This is a genomic window from Lentzea sp. NPDC006480, from assembly GCF_040611995.1.
GTDB lineage: Bacteria > Actinomycetota > Actinomycetes > Mycobacteriales > Pseudonocardiaceae > Lentzea.
In genome coordinates this window covers 1-7,232 of the sequence record NZ_JBEXPJ010000273.1, presented here as the reverse complement: position 1 = coordinate 7,232, position 7,232 = coordinate 1, and the positions used below count along the sequence as shown (strand labels likewise).

Sequence of the window (7,232 nt, the reverse complement as noted above, 5' to 3'; positions counted from 1 at the left end):
TGTGGGCCCGCAGCCTGGCTGCGGGCCATTTCAGGTTGTGCGCGAACGCAAGCGGGGCCCTGCGTTCCCCGGAGAGGAAACGCAGGGCCCCGCCAGAGCGAGCCGGGTTAGTCGGGCTGGATCCAGGCGAACTGGATGCGCTGCTGACCGTGCTTGCGGGTCACCATGGTGCCCCGGCCAGGAGGCTGCGGCGACGGCTTGAGGTTGCCGACGATGTTGCCCTCCTCCTTCGAACCGGAACCCACGAAGATCGGCGCCGAGATCTCCTTCAGCTTGCCCATCACCGGGTCGAACATCGCGCGGGACGCACCACCCATGCGGCGGGCCAGGATGATGTGCAGACCGACGTCCTTCGCCTGCGGGATGAACTCCGCCAGCGGCTGCAGCGGGTTCGCAGCGCCCTGCGGAGCCACCAGGTCGTAGTCGTCCACGATGATGAACACCTCGGGGCCGGTCCACCAGGAGCGGTTCCTGAGCTGGTCCTGCGTGACGTCCGGGCCGGGCATGCGCTTGGTCAGCGAGCCGCGGACCTCCTGCACGTTCTGCGTGAGCTGCGTGGCCGAGACCGCGTAGCTGAGCAGGTGGTCGGTGTCGATGAAGCCGAGCAACGTGCGGCGGAAGTCCGCGAGCAGGATCAGCGCCTCGGACGAGGTGTAGCTGGTCATGATGCCGCGGATGATCGTGCGCAACATGTTCGTCTTGCCCGACTCGCCGTCGGCCAGCGCGAAGTAGTGCGGGTCCGCGTCGAAGTCCATGTAGACCGGCGCGAGCTCGTCCTCGTTGACACCGACCGGGACCAGGTGGCCGCGGTTCGGGTTGTGCTGCTGGACCTGCGCCATGAACTGCGAGTAGTCCAGCAGGTCGGGCAGCATCCGGACCTGCGGGGCCCGCGGGCCCTGCCAGGCCTGGTTGAGCTTGGCGCTGAGGTCCTGGACACCCGCCGAGATGGTGGTCGGGTCCTGGGCGGTGTCGATGCGCGGCAGACCGGTGAGGAAGTGCAGCTTGTCACCGGTGAGACCGCGGCCGGGACGACCGGGCGGCACGTTGACCGCGACCTTGCGGTCGATCTCGGACTCGCTCGGGTCACCGAGCCGGAGCTCGAACCGCGTGCCCAGGAGGTCCTTCATCGCGGGACGGATCTCCGCCCACCGGTTGGCGGCGACGATCACGTGCACGCCGTACGACAGACCCTGCGCCGCCAGCGCCTGGACCTGCGGTTCGACCATCTCGAACTCCTGGCGGAAGTTCATCCAGCCGTCCACGATCAGGAACGCGTCACCGAAGTTGTCGTCCTTGATCTCACCGCGGCGCTTGCGGTTGCGGAACTCGACCATCGAGTCGATGCGCTGGTCGCGCCACCGCAGCTCGCGCTCGGTGATCAACGTCTGCAGCTCGGCCACCATGCGGCGGACCTTGTCGACGTCGAGACGGCCGGCGAAGCCACCGACGTGCGGCATGTCCTCCATCGACGCGAGCGTGCCACCACCGAGGTCGATGCAGTAGAACTGCGCCTCCTCCGGGGTGTGCGTCAGCGACATCGACGCGATCATGGTCCTGAGCAGCGTCGACTTGCCCGACTGCGGCCCACCGACGACCGCACCGTGGCCGGCCGCACCGGAGAAGTCCGCCCACAGCAGGTCGCGGCGCTGCTCGAACGGCTTGTCGACCACGCCGACCGGGATCTGCAGCACGCCGTTCGCCGGGTAGCCGGGCGAGGTCAGACCGCGGTCCGGCGTCACGTCGAGCGGCGGCAGGATCGTGTCCATCGTCGGCGGCTCGTTCAGCGGCGGCAGCCAGACCTCGTGCGCGGGCGGGCCCTGGCCGACGAGGCGGTCGACGATGAGCTCGAGCTGGGTCGGCTCGTTCGCGTCTTCCTTGACCGGCGCGGCCTCGGCCTTGACCGGCTCGAGCGGCCGCTCCGGCTCCTTCGGGATCTCGATGAAGTCCGGCACGAAGAACCGCGGGCGCTTGTCGCTGCGCACGGCCACCGACTCACCGGCGGACTGCATGCCCGACGGTCGGTAGGTGCCCGAGACGTAGAGCGCCTTGAACCTGGTCAGCGGCATGCCCTGCACGCTCAGGTAACCCGAGCCCGGGATCGGCGGCAGCTCGTACGCGTCCGGCACACCGATCGCCGCGCGCGACTCGGCCGCGTTGAACGTCTTCAGACCGATCCGGTACGAGAGGAACGTGTCCAGACCGCGCAGCTTGCCCTCTTCCAGTCGCTGCGACGCGAGGAGCATGTGCATCTGCAGCGACCGGCCGACACGACCGATCTGGAGGAAGATGTCGATGAAGTCCGGCTTCGCCGTCAGCATCTCGGAGAACTCGTCGATGCAGATGAAGAGCGCGGGCAGCGGGTCGAGCTGGGCGCCGTTCTCGCGGGCCTTCTCGTAGTCCCAGACGTTCTTGTAGTTGCCCTTCGCCAGTACTTCCTGCCGGCGCGACACCTCACCGGCGATGGCGTCCTTCATGCGGTCGACCAGGGTGAGGTCGCCGGCCAGGTTGGTGATCGTCGCGGCGACGTGCGGTGCCTTGTCCAGACCGAGGAACGTCGCACCACCCTTGAAGTCGACGAGGATCATGTTGAGCGCCGTCGACGAGTGCGAGGCCAGCAGGCCCAGCACCAGGGTGCGGAGGAACTCCGACTTACCGGAACCGGTCGCGCCGATGCACAGGCCGTGCGGGCCCATGCCGTCCTCGGCCGCTTCCTTGATGTCGAGCTCGACCTGCTGGCCGTGCTCGCCGATGCCGAACGGGATGCGGTAGCGGTCGCGCTTGGGCCGGGGGCGCCACGCCTGCTGCACGTCGAACGTGATCGGGTCGCCCGGGATGCCCATGAACTCGAGGATCGGCGGGTTGTTGGTCATCGCCAACGGGTCCTCGCCCGAGTCGCCACCGGCTTCACCGGCGGCGCCCATGCGGTACGGCGAGAGCCTGCGGGCCAGCGCCTCGGACTCCGCGACGGACAGCCGGTCCGGCGCGCCGAACCACTCGACACCGCTCGCGGAACGGGCACCGAGCTGGTTGTTCTCGACGACCAGGCGCAGACCGCGCCGCGCCGTCAGGTTGCCCAGGCACTCGGACAGGTCCAGCAGCGTGACGCCGACCAGACCCTCCTCGAGGATGATCATCTCTTCGCGGCTGATGTCGCCGTCGTCGATGACGATCACGATGTGCGGCTGGTCGGGCGGCGGCGGGGCGTTGCGGGTGAACCGCTGCCGGTCGCGCAGGTTCTCGTCCAGCATCGCCTCGATCTCGGCGAGCGAGTTCGCCATCATGCGGCGCTGGCCGATGCCGTCGATGTCGGTGGGGTGCTGCGCGTGCGGCAGCCACTTCACCCACTCCCACAGCTGCTTCGTGCGGCCCGCGCTGACGACCGCGATCAGCAGGTCGTCCGGGGCGTGGAAGGTGACGAGCTGGGCGATGAGGGCGCGCGCGAGGTCGCGGCGGTCCTCCATCTCGCCGAGCAGGCCGACCGCGGCGAAACCGCGCAGTGCGATGGAGATCGGCAGGTCGGGCACGAGCGAATGGGCGCGCACGAACCGGCGCAGGGCCAGCGTCGCGATCGGCTCGAGCTCCTCGACGGGACCGGTCTGCGGCGGCACCAGGCGGGTGGCGAGGCGCTGTGAGCCCCGGCCGGCGCGCAGGTGGCAGAAGTCCGGGTCGTTCTGACGGCGTTCCCACATGCGGCGGGTGGTGGCGAGCGACCACAGCATCTGCGGGTCCGGGTGCACCCACTCGCGTTCGGCGCGCTGTTCGTCTGCTGCCTCGCGGGCGCGGTCGCGCATCTGGCCGAGGTACCGCAGGTAGTCCTTGCGGTCCTCGTTCATCTCGGCCTTCTTCTGGCCTTTGCCAGAACCCATGCCGCCCGCCATCATGCCGATGGTCGAGATCATCATCATGCCCGGCATGATCATCGCCGCCGGCTGCTTCGGCGTCAGCACGAGCATCATGCCCATCATGCCGACGGAAGCGACGATCATCACGACCGGCATCGCCTTCATCATGATGTTGCCGGGGATGATCCGCGGGACCTCGGGTGGCGGTTCGAGGTGGACCTCACCGCCCGGAGGCCGGGGAGCAGCAAGGCGTGCCGTTCGCTTGAACTGCAGCGTGCTCAACTGACAGGCACCTCTTCGACTCTCGTTACGCCACCAGTAGCAACCGACACTATTGCGCATCTGAACGAGCCGCGAAGGTGGGTCGAGAAAAAACCCAGTCGAACGTGTTCTGCGAACCACACGTACAGAAGCCGCCGGTGCGGCCATACTAGGGCCGCCCGGCGAGCGTCCGAGTGGACCAATAGGGTCGGGCCGTTGATTTGTAAGTGCTGATCTGACTTAGGGGGCCCTGGTGGCGACCGGTACGACGGTGTTCAGCCGTGTCACGGTGGTGGCACCTCGAACGCGTATCGACGTCGCGCTGCCTGCCGACGTGGCGGTGGCCGATCTCCTGCCGATGCTGCTGGACATGGCGAGAGAGGCCACTCCGGACGGTGGTGTCCGGCACGGCGGCTGGTGCCTCGCGAAGCTCGGCGACAGCCCGCTCGACCCGGCGCGCACGCTCGCGTCGCTCGGCGTGGTCGACGGCGAGCTGCTGCAGTTGCGGCGCCGCAACGAGAATCCGCCGCCGCCGCTGTACGACGACGTGGTCGACGCGATCGCGGAGTCCGATCCGGATTCGTTCCGGCCGTGGACCAAGGAAACCGCGCAGAAGTTCGGGCACCTCGCGGGCGCGCTCGCGTTGATCGGTTCCGCGGTGGCCTTGTTCCTGTCCGGCCCGGTGACCGTCGCGGGCAAGGGCAGCGGACTCGCCGCCGCCATCGCCGCGGGTGTCGCCGCCGTCGCCGCACTGGCGACCGGCGCGACGATCGCGCGTGCGTACAAGGCAGCGTCGACCGGTGTGCTGATCGCCGCGTGCGGTTCGCTGCCGATGGCGTTCGTGGCCGGCTTCCACGCCGTGCCCGGTGTCGGGTTCAGCCCGAAGATGCTGCTGGCGTCCGCGCTGATGATGATCTTCGCGTGGGGCGGCATCCTGCTGATCGGCCAGGGCATCACGGTGTTCATCGCCGCGGCGACCGGCGGCACGCTCGTGGCGCTCGCGTTCCTCGTCGCGACGTTCGTCGACCACCCGCTCGCCGGGGTGGCCGCCGCGACCGGTGCCGTGGCGCTCGCCGCGCTGTCGATGCTGCCTAGGCTCACGCTGCAGCTGGCCAAGATCCCGCCGCCGGTCGTGCCGACGAACGCGGAGGACCTCAAGGAGGACACCGGTTTCCCGGAGTTCGCGGTCATCGAGCGTCGCACCGCGGTCGCGCACGAGTACCTGACCGGCATGATCATCGGTACCGGTGTGGTGGCCGCGCTCGCCGCGATCGTCGCCGCGGGTGCCAACACGATCTGGGGCCCGATCTACGGCGTCGTCGTCGCGATCGTGCTGATGATGCGCGGCCGTGCGTACGCGAACGGCGCGCAGGCCGTGGCACTGCTGTCGACCGGCATGTTCGCCAGCGCGGGCATCCTGATCGGCTGGCTGGCCTCCGCCACCGAGCTCAACCGCATCGTCTTCGTGTTCGGCACGCTGCTGCTGCTCGGCGCGGGCGCGCTCGTGCTCGGTGTCGTGTTCCCCGGCCAGAAGTTCTCGCCGCCGTTGCGCCGCACCGTCGACGTCATCGAGGCCGTCCTCATCGCCGCGGTGGTGCCGCTGGCGCTCGCGGTGATGGACCTGTACTCGGTGTTCCGGGGCCTGATCGGGCCATCATGAGGACGGGTATGAGGCGCACCGCGGCGGCAGCGACCGCCGGACTGCTGCTGCTGACGGGGGCCGTGCCGCACGCCTCCGCTCAGCCGTCGTCGTCATCGTCGGCCGCGGTGAAGCCGAACTCGGTTCCGCCGGATCTGCCGCCGAACGCCAAGCCGCCGACGGACGACGGCAAGCCGGACGTGGCGTACACCCGCACCAACAAGGGCTGCGTCGAGTCCGACACCAAGAGCGAACTGATCAAGCAGAAGCCCTGGGGCCAGGTCCACCTGAACCTGGAACAGGCGCACCGGTTCGCCACGGGCAAGGGCGTCAAGATCGCGATCATCGACACCGGCGTCGACCCGCGCAACCCGCGCTTCGGCGACCGCGTCAAGCCCGGCGGCGAGTACGTCTTCGGGGACAAGAACGGCCTCGACGACTGCGACGGCCACGGCACCGAGGTCGCGGGTGTCGCCGCGGCGGCCAAGACCGAGGGAGACTTCGTCGGCGCCGCACCGGAGGCGACGATCCTCGCCATCCGCCAGACCAGCGACAGGTTCGAGTTCAAGAGCCAGACCGAGAACCGCCAGTCGGCCGGCAAGGTGAGCACCCTGGCCAAGGCGATCGTCCGCGCGGCCGACCAGGGTGCCGACGTCATCAACATCTCGCTGACGAACTGCGGCACTCCCAAGGGTTTCAGCGCGGACGACCAGAGTCTGCAGGCCGCGATCAGGTACGCGGTGGACGTCAAGGACGTCGTGATCGTGACGGCGGCGGGCAACCTCAGCGACCAGGGCACCGGCTGTCCCAAGCAGAACGACAACCTGGACCCGGCCAACGTGAACTCGATCTCGTCGCCGGCCTGGTTCGCCGACGACGTGCTGTCCGTGGCGTCGATCGCCCGTTCCGGCGCGGTTTCGTCGTTCAGCGTCTGGGGTCCGTGGGTCAGCATCGCCGCGCCGGGTGAGGAGATCATCTCCGTCGACCCCAAGGGCACCGGCCTGACGAACGCCAACGTGACCGCGCAGGGCACGACCGACATCAAGGGCACCAGCTTCGCCTCGCCGTACGTGGCGGGCATCACCGCGCTGGTGCGCCAGCGGTTCCCGGACCTGACCGCGCGCCAGGTGATGAGCCGCCTGAAGGCCACGGCACTGAACCCCGGCAACGTGTCCGGAAAGGACAACAAGGTCGGCTTCGGCATGATCAACCCGGTGGCCGCGCTGACCGCGGTGCTGCCGGCCGAGGCCAAGGGGTTCCAGCAGCCGGAGCCGAAGGAGATGAACACGTCCGTCACGCCGCCGCCCGGCATCGACTGGCCGCCGATCATCGTGGCGCTGTCGGGCATCGGGCTCGGTGGTGCGCTGCTGATGCTGACGCTGTTCGTGCGCAACTCCGTGAACCGCAGGCGCAAAGACGCCGGGACCACAACGCGAACGAGTCAAGGCTGAACGAATACCTTGACTCACGCCACCGGCCGCGTTCGAGGC

3 protein-coding genes are annotated in these 7,232 nt (G+C 69.0%); 2 read left to right on the top strand and 1 reads right to left on the bottom strand.

Annotation, left to right across the window (positions count from 1 at the left end; genetic code table 11):
- Positions 1-107: 107 nt before the first annotated feature.
- Positions 108-4,124, bottom strand: a complete 4,017-nt coding sequence (gene eccCa / locus ABZX92_RS44435) for a type VII secretion protein EccCa (RefSeq protein WP_355572003.1) — start codon at positions 4,122-4,124, stop codon at positions 108-110.
- A gap of 232 nt (positions 4,125-4,356) precedes the next feature.
- On the opposite strand from eccCa, the gene eccD reads away from it, so the two are divergent.
- The gene (gene eccD / locus ABZX92_RS44430; RefSeq protein ID WP_355572001.1) at positions 4,357-5,763 is read left to right on the top strand and encodes a type VII secretion integral membrane protein EccD; all 1,407 of its coding nucleotides are present in this window, start codon (positions 4,357-4,359) and stop codon (positions 5,761-5,763) included.
- Between the two features lie 8 nt (positions 5,764-5,771).
- The gene (mycP, locus tag ABZX92_RS44425) at positions 5,772-7,193 is read left to right on the top strand and encodes a type VII secretion-associated serine protease mycosin (protein ID WP_355571999.1); all 1,422 of its coding nucleotides are present in this window, start codon (positions 5,772-5,774) and stop codon (positions 7,191-7,193) included.
- Positions 7,194-7,232 lie beyond the last annotated feature (39 nt).